At 46.5% G+C, this 16,951-nt stretch carries 18 protein-coding genes and 1 pseudogene; 11 read left to right on the forward strand and 8 right to left on the reverse strand.

The genetic code is table 11. The annotated features are described in order from the left end of the window. Window positions 1-145 precede the first annotated feature (145 nt). Both XDD1_RS17025 and gorA read left to right on the forward strand, forming a co-directional pair. Window positions 146-988 carry a 23S rRNA (adenine(2030)-N(6))-methyltransferase RlmJ gene (locus XDD1_RS17025; RefSeq protein WP_045973045.1) on the forward strand — a complete coding sequence of 281 codons (843 nt, stop codon included), beginning with the start codon at window positions 146-148 and terminating at the stop codon, window positions 986-988. A 180-nt stretch (window positions 989-1,168) separates the two neighbouring features. After that, entirely contained in the window at window positions 1,169-2,521 is a 1,353-nt protein-coding gene (gene gorA, locus XDD1_RS17030) for a glutathione-disulfide reductase (protein WP_045973047.1), read from the forward strand. A 101-nt stretch (window positions 2,522-2,622) separates the two neighbouring features. Here the strand turns inward: gorA and XDD1_RS17035 are convergent, their stop codons facing one another. The 3 genes from XDD1_RS17035 to lsrR form a co-directional block, all read right to left on the reverse strand. Further along, a complete protein-coding gene (locus XDD1_RS17035; protein WP_052705735.1) occupies window positions 2,623-3,012 on the reverse strand; it encodes a hypothetical protein in 390 nt (129 codons plus the stop codon). Window positions 3,013-3,055: 43 nt separating this feature from the next. Then, window positions 3,056-4,648, reverse strand: a complete 1,593-nt coding sequence (gene lsrK / locus XDD1_RS17040; RefSeq protein ID WP_045973048.1) for an autoinducer-2 kinase — start codon at window positions 4,646-4,648, stop codon at window positions 3,056-3,058. A gap of 73 nt (window positions 4,649-4,721) precedes the next feature. Then, on the reverse strand, window positions 4,722-5,732 hold the full coding sequence (gene lsrR / locus XDD1_RS17045) for a transcriptional regulator LsrR (protein WP_045973050.1): 1,011 nt from the start codon (window positions 5,730-5,732) through the stop codon (window positions 4,722-4,724). A gap of 240 nt (window positions 5,733-5,972) precedes the next feature. On the opposite strand from lsrR, the gene lsrA reads away from it, so the two are divergent. The 6 genes from lsrA (at window position 5,973) to lsrG (ending at window position 11,834) form a co-directional block, all read left to right on the forward strand. Beyond that, a complete protein-coding gene (gene lsrA, locus XDD1_RS17050) occupies window positions 5,973-7,544 on the forward strand; it encodes an autoinducer 2 ABC transporter ATP-binding protein LsrA (RefSeq protein ID WP_084721062.1) in 1,572 nt (523 codons plus the stop codon). After that, window positions 7,525-8,535, forward strand: a complete 1,011-nt coding sequence (gene lsrC / locus XDD1_RS17055; protein ID WP_045973051.1) for an autoinducer 2 ABC transporter permease LsrC — start codon at window positions 7,525-7,527, stop codon at window positions 8,533-8,535. The genes lsrA and lsrC overlap by 20 nt, the downstream gene beginning before the upstream one ends. Beyond that, a complete protein-coding gene (lsrD, locus tag XDD1_RS17060; RefSeq protein WP_045973053.1) occupies window positions 8,535-9,542 on the forward strand; it encodes an autoinducer 2 ABC transporter permease LsrD in 1,008 nt (335 codons plus the stop codon). Before lsrC ends, lsrD begins: the two co-directional genes overlap by 1 nt. Window positions 9,543-9,561: 19 nt before the next feature. Further along, the gene (lsrB, locus tag XDD1_RS17065; RefSeq protein WP_045973054.1) at window positions 9,562-10,581 is read left to right on the forward strand and encodes an autoinducer 2 ABC transporter substrate-binding protein LsrB; all 1,020 of its coding nucleotides are present in this window, start codon (window positions 9,562-9,564) and stop codon (window positions 10,579-10,581) included. A gap of 67 nt (window positions 10,582-10,648) precedes the next feature. Further along, window positions 10,649-11,533 carry a 3-hydroxy-5-phosphonooxypentane-2,4-dione thiolase gene (gene lsrF / locus XDD1_RS17070; protein ID WP_045973055.1) on the forward strand — a complete coding sequence of 295 codons (885 nt, stop codon included), beginning with the start codon at window positions 10,649-10,651 and terminating at the stop codon, window positions 11,531-11,533. Window position 11,534: 1 nt separating this feature from the next. Continuing rightward, window positions 11,535-11,834 carry a (4S)-4-hydroxy-5-phosphonooxypentane-2,3-dione isomerase gene (gene lsrG / locus XDD1_RS17075; RefSeq protein ID WP_045973056.1) on the forward strand — a complete coding sequence of 100 codons (300 nt, stop codon included), beginning with the start codon at window positions 11,535-11,537 and terminating at the stop codon, window positions 11,832-11,834. Window positions 11,835-11,903: 69 nt separating this feature from the next. On the opposite strand, the gene XDD1_RS17080 is transcribed toward lsrG, so the two are convergent. From XDD1_RS17080 to mobA, 3 genes are read right to left on the reverse strand one after another with little or no spacing between them, the layout of a single operon-like run. Then, window positions 11,904-13,289 (reverse strand): pyridoxal phosphate-dependent decarboxylase family protein, encoded by a 1,386-nt coding sequence (locus XDD1_RS17080; protein WP_045973057.1) that lies wholly within the window; start codon window positions 13,287-13,289, stop codon window positions 11,904-11,906. A gap of 50 nt (window positions 13,290-13,339) precedes the next feature. After that, a complete protein-coding gene (gene mobB, locus XDD1_RS17085; protein ID WP_045973058.1) occupies window positions 13,340-13,864 on the reverse strand; it encodes a molybdopterin-guanine dinucleotide biosynthesis protein MobB in 525 nt (174 codons plus the stop codon). Beyond that, window positions 13,861-14,463: a molybdenum cofactor guanylyltransferase MobA gene (mobA, locus tag XDD1_RS17090; RefSeq protein ID WP_045973059.1), complete on the reverse strand. Its 603-nt coding sequence runs from the start codon at window positions 14,461-14,463 to the stop codon at window positions 13,861-13,863. The genes mobB and mobA overlap by 4 nt, the downstream gene beginning before the upstream one ends. Before the next feature lie 307 nt (window positions 14,464-14,770). On the opposite strand from mobA, the pseudogene XDD1_RS19775 reads away from it, so the two are divergent. The 3 genes and pseudogenes from XDD1_RS19775 to XDD1_RS17105 all read left to right on the forward strand — a co-directional run. Continuing rightward, window positions 14,771-14,956, forward strand: a pseudogene (locus tag XDD1_RS19775) (IS110 family transposase); the annotation flags it as partial. Window positions 14,957-15,016: 60 nt separating this feature from the next. Continuing rightward, window positions 15,017-15,178 carry a hypothetical protein gene (locus tag XDD1_RS19780; RefSeq protein ID WP_231854426.1) on the forward strand — a complete coding sequence of 54 codons (162 nt, stop codon included), beginning with the start codon at window positions 15,017-15,019 and terminating at the stop codon, window positions 15,176-15,178. Window positions 15,179-15,323: 145 nt separating this feature from the next. After that, window positions 15,324-15,596: a SymE family type I addiction module toxin gene (locus XDD1_RS17105; protein WP_045973061.1), complete on the forward strand. Its 273-nt coding sequence runs from the start codon at window positions 15,324-15,326 to the stop codon at window positions 15,594-15,596. Between the two features lie 177 nt (window positions 15,597-15,773). Here the strand turns inward: XDD1_RS17105 and XDD1_RS17110 are convergent, their stop codons facing one another. Further along, the gene (locus XDD1_RS17110; protein WP_045973062.1) at window positions 15,774-16,226 is read right to left on the reverse strand and encodes a hypothetical protein; all 453 of its coding nucleotides are present in this window, start codon (window positions 16,224-16,226) and stop codon (window positions 15,774-15,776) included. A 196-nt stretch (window positions 16,227-16,422) separates the two neighbouring features. Then, the gene (locus tag XDD1_RS17115; RefSeq protein WP_045973063.1) at window positions 16,423-16,794 is read right to left on the reverse strand and encodes a hypothetical protein; all 372 of its coding nucleotides are present in this window, start codon (window positions 16,792-16,794) and stop codon (window positions 16,423-16,425) included. Window positions 16,795-16,951 lie beyond the last annotated feature (157 nt).

The raw sequence follows: 16,951 nt of genomic DNA on the forward strand, positions 1-16,951 counted from the left end.
AAATTTTATACGCTGTTCCCGATTTGAGCCTGACAATTCCTCTGGACTGACAACGAAAAGGAAGGTGAAGGAGGCTTTTATCTTTTTTATTGTGAATGAGGCTATAATGCCCCTTTAGTTGTTTCCGCTCTCGGGGTTAAATAGAATGTTGAGTTATCGCCATAGCTTCCATGCCGGCAACCATGCGGATGTGTTAAAGCACATCGTGCAAAGCCTGATCATTGAAGCACTTAAAGTAAAAGAAAAACCTTTCCTGTATCTGGATACTCACTCTGGCGCAGGCCGTTATCAATTGAGTGGGGAACATGCTGAACGTACGGGAGAGTACCTGGAAGGGATTGCCCGTATTTGGCAACGTGATGATATCCCTGAAGAATTGGCGACATATTTGAATGCTGTGAAAGCGCTAAATCCACAAGGTTCTTTACGCTATTACCCGGGTTCTCCGCTGATTGCGCGTCACTTATTGCGGGAGCAGGATGAACTTAATCTGAGTGAATTGCATTCCAGTGATTTTCCTTTGTTACGCACGGAATTCTCCCGTGACAGACGTGCCCGTGTCCTGCGGGAAGATGGCTTCCAGCAGTTAAAATCAAAATTGCCGCCAAGAAGTCGTCGTGGCTTTGTGTTGATCGACCCCTCTTATGAACTGAAATCAGATTATCGGCATGTCGTTCAAGGCATTCAGGAAGGGTATAAGCGCTTTGCGACCGGCACTTATGCGTTGTGGTATCCCGTTGTTCTGCGTCAACAGATCAAACGCTTGGTGAAGGAACTTGAAGCAACAGGTATCCGCAATATTTTAAAAATTGAACTTGGTGTGCGGCCTGACAGCGATCAACGGGGTATGACGGCATCCGGCATGATCGTCATTAATCCGCCGTGGAAATTAGAGCAGCAGATGAAAACAATATTGCCGTGGCTGCATCAGGTACTGGTTCCTGAAGGGATAGGGCATACATCAGTCGAGTGGATTGTCCCTGAATAAAGTAAGGACTCATAGAGCATCTAATCTCGGTCATTACCTCTGAACGCGTTATCACTCGATAGCCGTAGCCTATGGTAATAAGAGTGAGAATCGTCCATCTCCAGTGATAACTTTTTGTAATAATAGACGTCAGGTTAAACCTTAGCAGTAACTTAATTGATTAGACGGAAGTGACCTAAGATGAGTAAACATTACGATTATATTGCAATTGGTGGCGGCAGTGGTGGCATTGCTTCCATTAACCGTGCCGCTATGTATGGACAGAAATGTGCCCTGATTGAAGCAAAGGCATTAGGTGGAACCTGTGTTAATGTGGGCTGTGTCCCAAAAAAGGTGATGTGGCACGCTGCGCAAGTTGCGGAATCTATTCATCAATATGGCCCCGATTATGGTTTTGATACCACCGTCAATCGGTTTGACTGGAAAAAACTGATTGCCAGCCGTACTGCTTATATTGATCGTATCCATCAATCGTATGAGCGCGTATTGGGTAACAATAAGGTGGATGTCATTCAAGGATTCGCCCGTTTTGTTGATGCGCATACGGTTGAGGTTAATGGTGAAAAAATCACCGCCGACCATATCCTGATCGCAACAGGTGGCCGTCCGGTACGTCCGAATATTCCGGGTGCGGAATATGGCATTGATTCAGATGGTTTCTTCGAACTTAATGAAATGCCAAAGCGTGTTGCTGTAGTGGGTGCTGGCTATATTGCCGTTGAAATCGCGGGTGTGTTGAAGGCGCTGGGCAGTGAAACGCATCTCTTTGTCCGTCAACATGCACCATTGCGCGCTTTCGACCCGATGATTGTGGAAACACTATCGGAAATCATCAAAAACGAAGGGCCGATACTGCATACGCAAGCGATATTACACTCTGTGATTAAAAATAGTGATGGCAGCCTGACGGTTAAGTTGCAAGATGGCCGGGAGCAGGTGGTTGATACGCTGATCTGGGCGATTGGGCGTGAACCGATGACAGATAATCTGAATCTGGCCGCAACCGGTGTTGAACTGGATAAGAAGGGTTATATTCAGGTCGATAAATACCAGAACACGAATATGAATGGAATTTATGCGGTTGGCGATAACACCGGGGCGGTGGAATTGACGCCGGTTGCGATTGCGGCAGGGCGTCGTTTGTCAGAGCGTCTGTTTAATAACAAACCTGAAGAGCATCTGGATTACACCAATATTCCAACCGTGGTATTCAGCCATCCGCCCATTGGCGTTGTAGGTTTGACGGAGCCACAGGCAAAGGCTCAGTTTGGTGAAGATCAGGTTAAGGTTTATACCTCGTCATTTACCGCCATGTATACCGCTGTGACGCAACACCGTCAGCCATGCCGTATGAAACTGGTCTGTGTGGGAGACAATGAGAAGATCGTCGGCATCCACGGGATCGGCTTTGGCATGGATGAGATGCTGCAAGGTTTTGCGGTGGCGCTGAAAATGGGGGCAACGAAAAAGGATTTTGATAATACGGTTGCGATTCACCCAACGGCGGCGGAAGAGTTTGTGACGATGAGATAATGTAGAAAGCATACCCTTGCACATTTCTCACTTTTATCATTATTCTCGAAGCTAAACGGATATTGGCTATAGACATGATGTCTATAGCCAATATTTTTCTGCTAAACTCTGGACCCTAAGTCATCATCCTCTTCATTTCCCGTGATTTTTCTTGTCAGTTCCTGACAGCACTTTATCTTGTTCTCACTCACCAAAAATCGGGAAAAAACCTCGAATTCAATAGTAGAGCCATCTTCTTTATTGGCCTTAACCTGATGATGTGTATGAACATTTTCACCATTTTCTGCAACCGATAAAATAGTCACATGCACATTGGTCAAAGACTTCTTGAGCAGGTTTACATGGGAAACGAAATCATTAAAAGATATTTTATTGCCATTGACTATTTGGAAATAATCTTTCGCGAAAAACTTTTCAATGGTTGAAATATGCACATCATCGCTTTCAAGCATATGTTTCAAGGCATTTATTACAAGATTAGAATAAGACAAAGTCTGTTCTCCATAAGCACATCACTAAAGAGGCCAATCAAAATTATAACCCTGGTGCCTTCCACAATGAGGTCGTCAGGCCATCATCCACCAGATGCAGTTGATCGGCATACACAGCTTGCCAATCTTTTTTCGCTTTCTGGTAAACCTCACGATGGCTCAAGTTCGGTTGGTATTCCCGTTCCCAACGAACCAGTTTTTCTCCTGTTGCCGGCAGTGAGTCGTATAACCCAACACCCACACCTGCCGCAATTGCACAACCCAGTGCCGTTGCTTCTTTGACCACCGGCACCCGAACGGGCAGACCAGTAACGTCAGACAGAATTTGGCTCCAGAGCTTGCCTTTTGAGCCGCCGCCTGCGAAGACCAGTGAGTCAGGTTGGACACCAGAGAATGTGGAAACCATGTCGAGGTTACAGGCGGAAACGATAGCGGCGTTTTCTTCCAGCGCCCGAAATAGCGTCGCCTTGTTGCACTTTTCCGGATCAATCGACAGGTTGAGGAAAGAGGGAGCAGCGTGATACCACGATTTAAAGCGCATCACATCGGAGAAAATCGGCATGACACCATGCGCACCGGCAGGAACCCGCGCCGCCATATCTTCCAGCAGATTATAGGCATCAACGCCCAGCCGTTCCGCCAGCAGTTTTTCTTCTGCGCAAAAAGCATCACGGAACCAGCGCATGGTGAGACCAGTAAAGAAGCTGATGGATTCTGCCTGTGCCATGCCGGGGATAACATGCGGATTGATGCGGATGTTCATATTTGGATCGGTGATCGGTTCAGGCAGGTTGACGACTTGCTGCCAGAATGTTCCACCGAGTACGGCGGTTTGGGCGGGTTTGACGACACCAATGCCAAGGCAGCCAAGTTGAACGTCTCCGCCGCCCATAATCACCGGCGTGCCGCTGCTCAGACCACATTCTGCCGCGGCTTTTTCCGTAACATAGCCGAGCAAAGTTCCTGTCTCTTTGACAGGAGAGAGGATATCAGAACGTAATCCGGCCATTTCCAGCAGGCTTGGACGCCAGTCACGGCTGACTAAATCCAGCATGCCGGTTGTGCCCGCGTTAGAGGGATCAACGGCCAGTTCGCCACTGAGCCGATAAGCCAGCCAATCACTGATCATAGTCAAGGTACTGGCTTGCCGGTAAATATCAGGACGGTGATGCGCCAGCCAAAGCAGGCGCGGCATGGCGCCCAATGCCAATGTTTGGCCGGAGTAGCGATAAACATCATACTCAAAAGTATTGTTGTAAAGCTCCTTTAGCTCGCTGACTTCATGGCTGGAGCGAGCATCCACATTGGCACATGCCCAGATGGGATCGCCACCGCGATTATAAAGGACAATGCCTTCTCGCATTGAACAGGCGGCAACGCTCTGAATCGCATTGGCAGGCAATTCTGCCTTTTGCAGTGCCTGCCGGATACATTGGCAGGCCAGTTGCCAGTTGTTTTGCAGATCAAATTCCATTGAACCCGCAACATTCGGTACAGGTTGGTGTATCCACTCCGCTTGCCCGACGGAAACCTGATTCCCTTCGAGATCAAATATCACGGCACGGATACTGCCGGTTCCTGCATCAAGCGCCATCAGATACTTCCTTGATGGTTGGGCATAAGCGCGTTGATTCATGATGCTATCCTCGTCTGTTGTTATCTTCTTTTTATTCGATATGGCACAGGGATGGATAGAAATTATTAGTCGATCAAATCAGCATAGCTCTCGCGGTCTGTTCTTCTGTCACCAGTGAACTGATATAGCCTCCTTTGAGTGCGGCAACGATAGCGTCGGCTTTTTCGATCCCCCCCGCCACACCAATCACGTTCGGGATGGTTTTCAGTTCTGACAGGGAGATACCGATCAATTCCTGATGAATATCAATATCGCTAACCAGTTCACCTTCCGTATTGAAGAAATAACCAAGAATGTCTCCAACAGCGCCTTTGCGACCCAACATCAATTGTTCACCATCGCTAATATAGCCGGAACGCATGATCGTTGCGTTTTGCTGCTGTTTGATAGCGCCAATCCCGACGATAGCGATATCGGCTGCACAGGCTGCCAAAATCACATCCCGTACACTCCGTTCTTCGCGGAATGTTGCCGCGACCTGATGACTAGAAGCACGCAAAGGGGCAGGAATGATACTGACCGGACAGGCAGCATCAAGTTGACCAATACCAGTCATATAAGGGTCGACCCCTCCCGACAGCGTCACCAAACGAATTTGTTGGGATGAGATAAAGCCGCTTAGATGCTGCAAAGTGCACATGGGCGTTTCACCAAACCCAATCGCCAATAGCTGGTGAGGCTCAATCAGCGCCATTAACAGATGAGCGGTTCCGATACCAAGGCGCGCATTCAGATTGATGCCGTCCAGAGTAGGTAATACACGAACCTGTTTGAGATTAAAGCGTTTTTGCAAGGTATTTTCTAACGCTAGACACCCTTCATAACGTGAATTGATCTGCACGCGGATCACGCCAGACTGCCGCCCTTTCTCTAACAGACGGGAGACCTTGAGGCGACTGAGGCCGAGCAATTCACCGATGTCCCCTTGTGTCAGACCATCGTGATAGTAAAACCAGGCAATACGGGCCATCAGTTCTTCTTCACTCATGATGTTTCCTGGATAGTTGTGACTTGGATAGTCAATTTCCTCGGATAATACGCTTTTCTCTGCTGCTGATTGTTTCTTGCTCAATTTGATCGACATCTATAACTTCATTTATCCACGAGGAAAGAATAAGCATAAAAATCTCTAATGTACTAGAGACTTATCGCAAAATTTGAACATATTTTAATGTGGCTCTAACTTTTTCACAAAATGTGATCTAATTATTGAAAAAAACTTAAGTTTTGCATTAAAGTTTTGAACAAATGTTTTTAAAATAAATAAATATTCATTTTCGCATCAGTGTCAGAAACGCAAACCCAAAATGCCATGAGGTACGTGATGTCACAGAGCAATAGCGCGACTCATATCCATCATTCGTCTTGTCTTAACCCTACTGGCGATACTCCGCTGTTAGTTGCCCGTGGGATCAGTAAGCAGTTTTCTGGTTTGATGGTGTTAAAGCAGATTGATTTCACGTTGATGTCAGGGCAGGTTCATGCCTTATTGGGTGGAAATGGTGCCGGTAAATCGACTTTGGTGAAGATTATCGCGGGTATTGAACAGCCGGATGCCGGAACGTTGATTGTGGATGGTGTGGCTGTCAGCCATCTGACTCCAGCGAAAGCCCATCAGCGAGACATTTATCTGGTTCCACAAGAACCCTTACTATTTCCCAACCTTTCTGTTCAGGAAAATATCTTGTTTCGCCTGCCAAAACATCAAGCCAATACAAGTCGAATGCGGGAGTTACTGATCCAGCTCGATTGCCAAATTGACTTGAAGGCACCTGCGGGCAGCTTGAATGTCGCGGATCAGCAGTTGGTGGAGATTATGCGTGGTCTGATGCGTCATTCCCGTATTTTGATTTTGGATGAACCGACCGCCTCGTTGACACCTGCGGAAACCGAACGTTTGTTTGCGCGAATACGGGAATTACAGCAGCAGCAAGTGGGAATTATCTTTATTTCTCATAAGTTGCCTGAAATTCGTGAGATTGCAAATTATGTCAGTGTGATGCGGGATGGAGGGATCGCTCTCAGCGGTGAGATTGGGCATTTTACAACGGAAGCGATTATTCAGGCGATTACACCTACGGCAAGATTAGCTGTATTGGCGGGCAATCAGCAACGGTGCCTGAAAGCCAACGGGAATGTATCGGATAACACATCAAAGATACCCGTTTTGGAAGTGACTTCCCTCTATGGGGAAGGATTCCGCGATATTACCCTGACGCTACAGGCGGGAGAAATTGTCGGTTTGTCTGGTGTTGTGGGAGCGGGTCGCACAGAACTGGCAGAAACGTTATATGGATTGCGCCCGATTGCAAGTGGCGAAATTCGTTTTCAGCAGCAAGTCATCAATAAACTCGATACAGCAGAACGATTGCAGCGTGGATTGGTTTATCTGCCTGAAGATCGGCAGGCTTCGGGTTTGTTCCTTGATGCGCTTTTGAGTTGGAATGTTCGTTCGCTCACGCACAGCCGGAGCACTTTCTGGACGCGCTCCACCTACGATGCCGGAGTATTGGAGCAATATCGTCGAGCACTCAATATTCAATTCCACAATGTACACCAGTCTGCGCGCACTCTGTCTGGCGGTAATCAGCAGAAGATTCTGATTGCTAAGTGTCTGGAAGCCAAGCCTACAGTGCTGATCATTGATGAACCAACGCGCGGTGTTGATGTCGGGGCGCGCAATGATATCTATCAGCTTATTCAGAGCATCGCCCGCCAGCAGGTGGCCATTCTCCTGATCTCTTCTGATCTTGATGAAATTATTCAGTTGGCCGATCGTGTGCTGGTTATGCACCACGGTGAGCTTTGTGGGCAACTTGATAAAGACCATATGAGTGTGGACGAGATTATGCACCTTTCTTTTGGGGAACGTCACATTGAAAATCATTCAGAATAACCGGGAAGCTACAGCAGTCATCGCTATTTTGGGGTTATTTGTTTTGCTGGTGAGCCTCGATCGTCATGCTTTCAGTTTCCAAACTGTCACGATGATCTTCGGTAATGCCCAAATCCTGATTTTATTAGCGATGGGAGCCACATTGGTCATGTTGACGCGCAATATTGATGTGTCCGTCGGTTCAATCACCGGATTATGTGCGGTGGTGTTGGGAATGATGCTTAATACAGGGGTTCCGCTGGCAGTTGCCTGTTTAATCACGTTGCTGATGGGCATGGTGGCAGGGTTGATTAACGGTGTACTGGTGGCAGGGTTGAAAATTCCGGCCATTGTTGCCACGTTGGGCACGCTCGGTTTATATCGTGGGTTAATGCTGTTATTGACAGGCGGTAAATGGATCGAAGGGTTACCCGCTGAGGTTAAAGACCTCGCCAGACCCATGCTATTGGGTATTTCACCGATCGGTTGGCTACTGATGTTATTGATTTTGTCAATGGCGTGGATGTTAAAGAAAACGGAATTTGGCCGTGGGTTTTATGCGACGGGTGATAACCTGCAAGGCGCCCGTCAGCTTGGTGCACCCGTTAATAGCATTCGCATTACGGCATTTACTGTAAATGGGGTGATGGCAGCCTTGGCCGGCATTGTGTTTGTGGCACAGATTGGCTTTATTCCGAACCAAACGGGAAATGGGCTGGAGATGAAAGCCATCGCGGCCTGTGTCTTAGGCGGCGTTAGTCTGCTGGGAGGAATGGGAACCGTTATCGGCGCGATTTTCGGCGCCTATTTTCTGACGCAAATCGATAGTGTGCTGGTACTACTCAAATTATCGGCTTGGTGGAACGATTTTATTGCCGGCCTTGTCCTGTTAGCGGTGTTAGTGCTGGATGGGCGCTTGCGCAGTGCGGTTGGGAAGAATTTACACCAGCAACGTTATGCCCGCTTCCTTGAACCAATAAACAAACACATTGCAAGAGACGGGAGGCCATAATGAATACGTTACAGCGCTATGGGCAACGTTATGGCTGGGAAACCGCGCTTTTGGTGTTGTTAGTGGTGGAAATTTTTCTGTTTGGCATGGTTAATCCGAGGATGTTGGATATTAACGTGCTGTTGTTCAGTACCAGCGACTTTATTTGCATTGGTATTATCGCGTTGCCGTTAACGATGGTGATTGTCAGCGGTGGTATTGATATCTCTTTTAGTTCGATTATCGGTTTATGTGCTATTGCATTGGGCGTTATGTATCAAGCGGGTTTACCGATGATGGTGGCAATTCCCTTCACAGTGCTCATCGGGGGATTGTGTGGCCTGATTAACGCAGCCCTGATTTTCTATACGGGCGTGAATCCGTTAGTGATCACGCTCGGCACGATGTATCTGTTTGGGGGTAGTGCCTTACTGCTGTCGGGGTTATCCGGCGCGACGGGATATGAAGGCATCGGCGGCTTTCCTGATTCATTTACGGATTTTGCTAATCTGACACTATTAGACCTGCCTGTGCCTTTGGTTATCTTCATGCTTTTCACGTTGGCATTCTGGTTATTTATGCACCGTACTCACCGTGGCCGCAATATCTTTCTTATCGGGCAGAACAACCGTGTTGCCCGTTACGGAGCGATCCCCGTAAATCAAACGTTGTGCTTGTTATATGCCTTAACAGGGCTGGCTTCGGCTGTCGCGGCGATTATTTTAGTTTCCTATTTTGGCTCGGCGCGTTCTGATTTAGGCAGTTCTTTTCTGATGCCCGCCATTACGGCTGTGGTGCTGGGTGGTGCCAATATTTATGGTGGTTCGGGGTCGATCATGGGAACGGCACTGGCTGTTTTGCTGGTGGGTTATTTGCAGCAAGGATTGCAGATGGTGGGAATCCCTAACCAGATATCCAGTGCATTATCTGGTGCCTTGCTGATTGCTGCGGTAATAGGCCGGTCTGCTTTGCTGCATCGTCATCAAATCAGTGATTGGTGGCAACGTCGAAGGGTTTCACGAGTATAAAAAATAAATGGAGATAGGCATGAAAGCACCAACAATGAAAAAGCTGGCTTTGGTTGCTGCATTAAGTCTGGGATGTGTTTCCTGGGCACAAGCGGCAGAGAAGATTGCATTTATTCCTAAATTGGTCGGTGTTGGGTTCTTTACCAGCGGCGGTCAAGGTGCGGTGGAAGCCGGCAAGGAGTTGGGGATTGACATCACTTACGATGGTCCGACAGAGCCAAGTGTTGCGGGACAGGTTCAGCTTATCAATAACTTTGTGAATCAAGGCTATGATGCGATTGTCGTTTCAGCCGTATCACCCGATGGTTTATGCCCAGCGTTGAAACGAGCGATGAAACGGGGTGTTAAGGTATTGACGTGGGATTCCGATACTGCGCCAGAATGTCGCTCCATCTATATCGATCAAGGAACGCCAAAGCAATTGGGCGGAATTCTGGTAGATATGGCGGCTAATCAGGTGAAAAAAGAAAAAGCGAAAGTGGCATTTTTCTATTCCAGCCCGACAGTGACGGATCAGAACCAATGGGTAAAAGAGGCTAAGGCTAAGATTGCAGAGGAACATCCCAATTGGGAAATTGTCACCACCCGGTTTGGTTATAATGATGCCACTAAATCCTTGCAAACTGCGGAAGGTATTTTGAAAGCGTGGGAGGATTTGGATGTGATTATTGCGCCAGATGCCAACGCTTTGCCGGCGGCGGCTCAGGCAGCAGAAAACCTGAAACGGCAGGATGTGGCGATTGTTGGGTTCAGTACCCCGAATGTCATGCGCCCTTATGTTGAAAATGGGACAGTCAAACAGTTTGCGCTGTGGGATGTGGTCAAGCAGGGCAAAATAGCCATTCATGTTGCCAATCAGATATTGCAAAAAGGCGATCTGAATGTGGGCGATAAATTGAGTATTCCTGATGTTGGCAGCGTTGAAATTTCACCCAACAGTGTGCAGGGATACCGTTATGAAGCGAAAGGCAACGGCATTGTGGTGATGCCGGAGCGGGTCATTTTCACCAAAGACAATATCAACCAGTACGATTTCTAATCACGACAATTTCTGATTCATGGGGCTGAATGCAGTCCCTGACTCTGACACCTTTCTGGAGGGAGAAATGGCAGATTTAGATGATATCAAAGACGGTAAAGATTTTGGCATTAATACACCGCAAAAGAATACGTTGTTTGAGCTGAAAGGCTGTGGTGCGCTGGATTGGGGGATGCAGTCCCGCCTGGCACGGATTTTCAATCCCGCCACCCATAAAACGGTGATGCTGGCATTTGACCACGGTTATTTTCAGGGGCCAACGACGGGCTTGGAGCGTATCGACATCAATATTGCCCCGCTGTTTGAATATACCGACGTACTGATGTGTACCCGCGGTATCCTGCGCAGTCAGGTGCCGCCGGCAACCAATAAGCCGGTGGTTTTGCGCGCATCTGGCGCCAATTCCATTCTGACTGAACTCTCCAACGAAACGGTTGCGGTGGCGATGGAAGATGCTCTGCGCCTTAACGTTTGTGCAGTGGCAGCACAGGTTTATATCGGTACAGAACACGAACACCAATCCATTAAGAATATCATCAAGCTGGTGGATCAGGGGACGCGTTATGGTATGCCAACGATGGCAGTGACGGGCGTCGGTAAAGAGATGGCCCGCGACCAACGTTATTTTTCGCTGGCGACGCGCATTGCGGCTGAGATGGGGGCAAATATCATCAAAACCTATTATGTCGATAGCGGTTTTGAGCGGATTGCGGCGGGCTGTCCGGTGCCGATCGTGATTGCAGGTGGTAAGAAATTGCCAGAGCTGGATGCGCTGGAGATGTGCTATCAGGCGATTGATCAGGGAGCGTCGGGTGTGGATATGGGACGTAATATTTTCCAGTCGGAAGCCCCGGTTGCGATGCTGAAAGCGGTGCAGGCCGTGGTGCATCACAATGAGAAACCCGCTCAGGCTTATGAGATCTTCTTGAATGAAAAAGCGCAGGGGGAATAATATGCACGTCACATTAGTGGAAATTAATGTTAAAGCCGACAAGATAGACGAATTTATCGACGTATTTCGCGATAATCACCTCGGTTCGGTTAAAGAACCGGGCAACTTACGGTTTGATGTCTTGCGTGATGAAAATATCCCAACTCGCTTCTATATCTATGAAGCTTATGCTGATGAAGAGGCGGTTGCGGCACATAAGAAAACTCCCCATTACTTGCGCTGTGTCGAAAAACTGGAAGCGTTGATGACAGAGCCACGGAAAAAGACCACATTTATGGGTTTGATGCCGGAAGGGAAATAAGGCAAGGGCGGATTTAACCCTCTGTTTATCTAAGGCAATAATGATGACAGAGGGTGATTAAGCCAATTTTTAAATGGCTTGTTGTTTGATCTCATCAATGGCAGCAGCAATGGCTTCCAAGCTGCGCTGAATATCGTCTTCGGTAGTTGCCCAAGAGCTGACACTGAGACGAATGGCTTCTCTTCCCTGCCACGTTGTTTGCCCAAACCAGCATTCACCGGATTGTTGCACTTTCTGTAACATTGCGCGCTGCATGGCGATATCAGGCAAACAAGCCACTAACTGATTAAGCACAATATCATTGAGGATAACAAAACCTAGTGATACTAACCCTTTTGCCAACATTCGGGTGTATAAACAGCAGCGATCAACCAACGCCTCAATTCCCTGTGAGCCAAGCTCTGCAATGGCCGCCCATACTTCAACTGCTCTGGCTCGGCGGGAGAATTCAGGTAGCATATCTTTTGCCTGCCACATATCTTGCGTCTCTACATAGGCCGCAGAAGTGGTCATGACTTCTCTTAGCGTTTGCTTATGACGAACAATACACATGCCACAATCGTATGGGGTATTAAGCCATTTATGGGCATCAACGGCCCAAGAGTCAGCGGCTTCAACGCCTTCGACCAAGGCGGATTTTTCCTTTGATGCCCGCGCCCATAGCCCAAACGCGCCATCCACATGTACCCAACAACCCGCTTTTTTAGCCTTGGGGATCAGAGCATGGAAGTTATCTGAGCTGCCAGAATTAACATTACCGGCCTGTAATACCAGGATCATATTGTCTGAAAAATCGGGAACCGCACTTTCTATCATTCGTCCTTGATCATCACAGGGTACAAAAATAAATTGCGAACGACCAAAGCCGAGTAGTCTAAGCGCTTTTAAAACGGAGATATGGGCTTCTTCGGAGAGCACGACTTTCAATTCAGGGGCATTATATAACCCTTGTTCTGCAAGGTCGTAGCCTTGTTTCTGATACAGGTAATGCCGTGCAGCGGCTAAAGCGCTGACATGTGCCATCGTTGTGCCAGTCACGAAACCGACGAACGCCTCTGAGGGCAAATTTAATAGCGCCAACACCCAACGTCCGGCGATCTTTTCTAATTGATTGGCAACAGGGGAAGAGGATTCCATCAATGCGATTTGATCCCAGGCACTGGTAATGATGTTTGCTCCCAAAGCGGCAGGAGTTGATCCCCCTACGACCAAACCGAAATATCGGCCGCCAGTTGTCGCAACCGTTGCTGGCGAGCCGTATGTGTGAAGTTGTTCGAGCACTTGCTGGCAGTCGGTTCCCGTTATCGGTAATGGCTTATCGAAATGTTGCAGGCCAGCCAGCGCATCGGCATCAGGAAATACCCGTTGGTTTCGAACTTCACTGACATAACGGTATGCGATTTTGTTGGCAACTTTAACCGCAGACAGCGAAGCATCGCGGATTAGATCTTTCATAGTGCTGTTTCCCATTATCGTTTTATTATTTTTTATTAGCTTAACCACCGTTATTGGTGTAACCATTTGGCGATAAATGTTGCCACGTGTTCCGGCCGATTGATATCGAGTTGAGGAAGCCGTGTTGCCAGCGCAATATCGCTGGCAATGGCTATCACATAAGGATCGAGGATTTCATCAACAGTATGATTCAGGCCGTTGCGATAAAGTGCGATTTTGGGGATGGGTTCTTGTTTGAACCCTTCAACCAAAATCAGATCCAGTGAATTTGTATCAAACCGGCTGGCGAGATAGCCAAGATCCAGTTCTGCTAACTCTGGCGTTTCAGTCATCAAAGCCCAGCGTTGCCGGCTGGCGACTAACGTTTGTGCTGCCCCTGCCTTGCGTAGCTCATAGCTGTCCTTGCCCGGCTTATCGACATCCATATTATGATGAGTATGCTTAATCAGCCCAACGCGAATATGTTGCTGGCGCAATAGTGGAATGACTTGCCTTAATAGTGTCGTTTTTCCGGTTCCACTGTAAGCGGTGATCCCCAGAATGGGCGGTGTTGTATCGTTGATGCCGTGGTTCATGCAGACTCCTGAAAGCGTTCCCAATGATGGTGTTGCCAGTAAAGACATTCTTCAGGGGTATTTAAGTTGGTGAAAGCGTGGGGATGGGGGAAATAAACCGCCTTTGCCTTAATCATCTGCATAAAGAACATCAATTTTCTGTCTCCCAAAGCGAGATAGCTTTCCAGACGGGGGATGAGACTGCGGTGCATTAATGCCAAAGTCGGATGCGCGCGTTTGCAGTCATGTGCATAAGCCGCCCAAGCGTTTTGTTTGTAGTGCCACAATGTTGCGACAAGGTTCTCTGGGAAATCGGGAACATCACAAGGGACAAATACCACCCACTCATGGATGGCGCTTTTTAAAACCGCCAACATACCTGCCAATGGGCCAGAAAAATCAGCAATGATATCCGGTATGATGGGATAACCGCTTTGCCGATAAATTCCCAGGTTACGATTGGCATTAATCAACAGTTCATGAACCTGCGGTTGCAACCTTGTCGCAATGCGTTGATATAGCGGCACATTGTCGAATTGCACCAATCCTTTGTCATTTCCCCCCATGCGGGTGGATAATCCCCCTGCCAGAATTGCGCCACTGATTTTTGGATGCGTCATGTTAAATCACCTGATATTGGGCAATAAAATATTTAATGTTTGATATACCCTTTATCTTTCAATTTACTGTGTTATTGGATGTATTCACTTTTCCCAATGATACCGTTATTCATATTGGAAATTTGTGAACGTGCTGTTGTGCTGCAATTTGAAATTTATAGAGTATATATAACAGAATAATAACGTGAAAATTTTGTTAACAAAATTCAGATTTGACCGACAGGAACAGATAAGATCTGATACTCCTTTTTTCGGATTTTTCTCATGAATATTAATGCCTTTTCCCAATATTTTGGTGAGATAAAAGATCCTTGCCAAAAACGTTTTCCAAATCTGTGTTTGGTTAACTGATAACTCTGTTGCCTGAAACAAAAAGGTCTCACGGCAAAAATTGCTGGATACGCCCAGAGTGTTTCCATCCAATACACTCATTGCGATGAAAGCTTGCCAAAGTGCTCATTATTGGGGGAGAACGATCCAAGAGATGAGCTACTAAAGTGACAACTGGCTCAGTGAAGCCGGATTCTCTGTCAATGATCCTTTAAAAATCAGTATGATGCTGGACTGTTTAATCATCACCGCCCAAAACTTACATACCCTGTGGCACTGCCTCAAAAGCATGAACCAGGGCGAGTGGGATGAGATTGCCATCGTCGATTGGTGGCGGCAATTTCCCGGTGAGTTGAAGAAAACACCACTGGGAAAACCCCGTTAATATATTGTTTTATAATTAAAAAACAGAAAATCACCCCAGACAACATGAACCGTTTCCTTATCCCTCACGTCCATTTTTTCATTTTGGCAAGCGGTTCGCATTTATGTCCACCAAAATAGCCTCAAGCCCCACAAGGAATGTATTTATGGATCTTCATTTTTCATCTCACTTTGCTGAATTGCCGGAATGTGTGATCAGTGGCAACACGCTCAACCAGATTGGTTTTTCGGCTGATGCGCTGTTCCATAATACCGAAAACCACCCTTATCAAGGGATCGATTGGGTACGCGAAAATGGCGAGCTTTATCTGGCAGCTGACTGGCTGACAGAAAGCGGCTTATTGGATCATCCTGTGACGCTGGAAACAGCTTATGGCTTGATCGTCTTGCGTGCTGAACTGCCGATATTATTGGCCTGAATCCCCAAAACGAAAATAAACTGGAATACCGATACGGACTTCCGGTTATTTCCCCGCGCTATTCCCAGTAAGATTAAGCTGCAGATGCGGAAGCTGGTTGGGGATTACAAGACAAAATGTGATGATAAAAAGCTGGAAGATCACAGGATCTGCCAGCTATTTTGTTTTATATACAAATCAAAAAGTAATTTTTTCTAAATATTGCATAGCCGTTCTATACGCCCCTATTGAGCTAGGATTTAAGTCTTCCATCCGTTCAAAGAATCTTTTTGCATGCCCACTCATAGCAATTAAAAATTCTTCCTTTTCAATAGAAATCTTAACTTCTGAATGGCAGTTTACGCTAACAAGCACTCTATTTCCCTTTGATGGAGTAAATTTAACCTCTATCGGTTGATCTGGAAAATAGCACTTAATTTCTTGATTATCATATAATACCGATAATCCTTCTGCCAGATAACACCAAAGATCATCAATATAATCATACATTGATTTATCAATAAGGCTAATACCATTTATGGTTAACTCTAAGGCACCATCGATGTAATCAGAATTTTTCACTCCTCCATCATATTGAAAAATATCAATATATTCATCTTTGATTTTTATGTATGTGTTTATGCTTATCATAGTTTACCTGGATAAAATTGGCCTATTCTTCCATTTTTAAAACCACTACATAATCTTGACCTTTATTGAACCATCCTAATAATTAGGGGGATGCCGCTATTGGGCGGTTCCAGTCCACGCTGATATGGTACGGGAGGAACAATAGTACCGGAAGATCACGGGGAATTTCCGGTTTTTGAAGAAAAAGAAAATCTAACTAAAGGAAAAACACGGTAATTCGATCAGGATAAATTTTGACATATCCATTTTCCAAATATGAATATTCATATAATATATCATCTTGAAATACCAAATTAGATAAAAATAGTTTATCTTCTACCAAATAACCATTCATCTCATAAGAAAATGTATTTCCCTGTTGTTTTAATGTCGCATTTTTGTCCTTGGATGGTTCAACTTTAACATCATCTAAAAATACAAGGCCTAGTTCAACCAAGTGAATATCACCTACTCGCAGAAGTCTTGGAAACTCATTGATAAAGCAACATATCTCATGTTCCCCGAATGACAAAGTAACTTCTTCTTCAATATTTTCATTCAAAGAAATAATTTTTGCATAATATTTCATGATTATAATCCATTGGCATCAATAGTGAGATTTATCTGGCGGGAGACTGGCTGACAGAAAGCGGCTTATTGGATCACCCCGTGATGCTGGAAATAGCTTATGGCTTGCTCGTCTTGCGTGCTGAACTGCCGGTATTACTGGCCTGAAAAGTATTTGA

Origin of the sequence: Xenorhabdus doucetiae (assembly GCF_000968195.1) — a bacterium.
GTDB classification, from domain to species: Bacteria; Pseudomonadota; Gammaproteobacteria; order Enterobacterales; family Enterobacteriaceae; genus Xenorhabdus; species Xenorhabdus doucetiae.

What these genes read in the sequence shown, in the direction of transcription:
- gorA (WP_045973047.1), top strand. Translation starts at nt 1,169, where the DNA reads ATGAGTAAACATTACGATTATATTGCAATTGGTGGCGGCAGTGGTGGC.
- lsrF (WP_045973055.1), top strand. Translation starts at nt 10,649, where the DNA reads ATGGCAGATTTAGATGATATCAAAGACGGTAAAGATTTTGGCATTAAT.
- XDD1_RS17080 (WP_045973057.1), bottom strand. Translation starts at nt 13,289, where the DNA reads ATGAAAGATCTAATCCGCGATGCTTCGCTGTCTGCGGTTAAAGTTGCC.
- lsrG (WP_045973056.1), top strand. Translation starts at nt 11,535, where the DNA reads ATGCACGTCACATTAGTGGAAATTAATGTTAAAGCCGACAAGATAGAC.
- mobA (WP_045973059.1), bottom strand. Translation starts at nt 14,463, where the DNA reads ATGACGCATCCAAAAATCAGTGGCGCAATTCTGGCAGGGGGATTATCC.
- mobB (WP_045973058.1), bottom strand. Translation starts at nt 13,864, where the DNA reads ATGAACCACGGCATCAACGATACAACACCGCCCATTCTGGGGATCACC.
- lsrR (WP_045973050.1), bottom strand. Translation starts at nt 5,732, where the DNA reads ATGTCGATCAAATTGAGCAAGAAACAATCAGCAGCAGAGAAAAGCGTA.
- XDD1_RS19780 (WP_231854426.1), top strand. Translation starts at nt 15,017, where the DNA reads ATGATGCTGGACTGTTTAATCATCACCGCCCAAAACTTACATACCCTG.
- XDD1_RS17110 (WP_045973062.1), bottom strand. Translation starts at nt 16,226, where the DNA reads ATGATAAGCATAAACACATACATAAAAATCAAAGATGAATATATTGAT.
- lsrD (WP_045973053.1), top strand. Translation starts at nt 8,535, where the DNA reads ATGAATACGTTACAGCGCTATGGGCAACGTTATGGCTGGGAAACCGCG.
- lsrB (WP_045973054.1), top strand. Translation starts at nt 9,562, where the DNA reads ATGAAAGCACCAACAATGAAAAAGCTGGCTTTGGTTGCTGCATTAAGT.
- lsrA (WP_084721062.1), top strand. Translation starts at nt 5,973, where the DNA reads ATGTCACAGAGCAATAGCGCGACTCATATCCATCATTCGTCTTGTCTT.
- XDD1_RS17115 (WP_045973063.1), bottom strand. Translation starts at nt 16,794, where the DNA reads ATGAAATATTATGCAAAAATTATTTCTTTGAATGAAAATATTGAAGAA.
- XDD1_RS17105 (WP_045973061.1), top strand. Translation starts at nt 15,324, where the DNA reads ATGGATCTTCATTTTTCATCTCACTTTGCTGAATTGCCGGAATGTGTG.
- XDD1_RS17025 (WP_045973045.1), top strand. Translation starts at nt 146, where the DNA reads ATGTTGAGTTATCGCCATAGCTTCCATGCCGGCAACCATGCGGATGTG.
- lsrK (WP_045973048.1), bottom strand. Translation starts at nt 4,648, where the DNA reads ATGAATCAACGCGCTTATGCCCAACCATCAAGGAAGTATCTGATGGCG.